2 protein-coding genes are annotated in these 1,808 nt (G+C 63.3%); both read left to right on the forward strand.

Annotated features, from left to right (window positions below; translation table 11 throughout):
* A partial coding sequence (locus AB4Z11_RS30670) for a helicase-related protein (RefSeq protein WP_442029810.1) occupies positions 1-1,023 on the forward strand: 1,023 nt, incomplete at its 5' end.
* Positions 1,024-1,284: 261 nt separating this feature from the next.
* On the forward strand, positions 1,285-1,808 hold a 524-nt coding region (locus AB4Z11_RS30675), incomplete at its 3' end, for a peptidoglycan-binding domain-containing protein (RefSeq protein ID WP_442029812.1).

The raw sequence follows: 1,808 nt of genomic DNA on the forward strand, positions 1-1,808 counted from the left end.
ACCCTGGACGGCGTCGTGGGCAATATGGCCCGCCGCATCACCAAAGATCCACTGGTGATCCAGGTTGCAAGCACCACCGCGCGCCACGAGAACATCACCCAGCGCGTGCACTTCGTGGACGACCTGTCGCACAAGAACCGCCTGCTGGACCACCTGCTGCGCGACGAATCGCTGGACCAGGCCGTGGTCTTCACCGCCACCAAGCGTGACGCCGACACCATCGCCGATCGCCTGAACATCGCCGGTTTCTCGGCTGCTGCACTGCATGGCGACATGCACCAGGGCGCCCGTAACCGTACGCTGGACGGTCTGCGCCGCGGCAACGTGAAAGTGCTGGTCGCGACCGACGTCGCCGCGCGCGGTATCGACGTGCCGAACATCACCCACGTGTTCAACTACGACCTGCCGAAGTTCCCGGAAGACTATGTGCACCGCATCGGCCGTACCGGCCGCGCCGGCCGTAACGGCCAGGCAGTCTCCCTGGTGAACCACGCCGAAAACATGCACGTGCGCCGCATCGAGCGCTTCACCAAACAGACGATTCCGGTCGAAGTGGTGGAAGGTTTCGAGCCGAAGCGTTCCGCGCCTCCGCGCAACGCCAGCCGTCCGGGCGGCGGCGGTGGCTGGAAACCAGGCGACGGCCGTGGCGGCAAGCCAGGCCAGCGCAGCTTCAGCAACCCACGTAGCGAAGGCGGCCACTACCGCAGCGAAGGCAATCCATTCCGCGGCGACCGCAACAACGAAAGCCGTCCATTCCGCGCTGAAGGCAACTTCCGCAAAGAAGGCGGCGGCTTCCGCAACGACAGCCCAGGCTATCGTCCAGAGCGCAGCGAAGGCTTCCGCACTGAACGTAGCGAAGGCTTCCGCAGCGAAGGCGGCCAGCGCAACGAAGGCGGCTTCCGCAAAGAAGGCGGCAACTTCCGCGAGCGCGGCGAGTCCAACTTCCGCAACCGCGAAGGCGGCAGCTACAACAAAGGCGCGCCACGCAGCGACGCACCGCGCCGTCCTTGGGGCGACCGCTAATTAAGCCCTGCCCGGTTCGCTGGGCCTGACACCAAAAGGCTGAGTTCCGCACACGCGAACTCAGCCTTTTTCATTTGCACGGCCATATCCTTCGATTCAGAGCTGGTAGCGTACCTGCATGGGGTCCAAGGCGGCGGAAGTCGCAAATCGTTGACAACAGGAATCACAATCCTGGACTCTATCAGCTGAGCCATTCGTCAGCGATGCACTTAGTTCGTTCCCGAACAGAAGCGCGGCGGCGAACGCGGGAGACTGTCGGGCATGAAAACCTCGATCATTCCCCTGCTGTTGGCCTGTGCATGGGCGCAGGCCGAGACTGATGTGCCATCAGTGCTGCGTGCACAAGTGCTGCTCGATCGACACCACTTCTCGGTGGGCGAGATTGACGGGCTGTATGGCACGAATATGCGTCAGGCCTTGCTGGGTTTCCAGCATGCGAAGGGCCTGCCGGAAACGGGCAAGGCTGATAAGTCCACGCTGGATGCGCTGGATGACGGCCAGCCCGCGCTGGTCACTTACACGATTACGGACGCCGATATCGGCGGTCCATTCCAGCCTGTGCCCGAGTCAATGGCTGACAAGGCACGCTTGCCGTCGCTGGGCTTTTCCAGTGTCGAGGAAGCGCTGGGCGAGCGCTTTCACGCCAGCCCGGGCTTGCTGAAGAAGCTCAATAAGGGCAAGGACCTGCACCGCGCGGGCGAGGAAATTCTGGTGCCGAATATCGCCGGCGTGGAGCCGCTGCCGAAGGCGACAACGCTGGTGGTCAGCAAAAGCATGCACACGCT

The sequence above is a fragment of the Pseudoduganella sp. RAF53_2 genome (assembly GCF_052113985.1).
Lineage (GTDB): Bacteria > Pseudomonadota > Gammaproteobacteria > Burkholderiales > Burkholderiaceae_D > Rugamonas.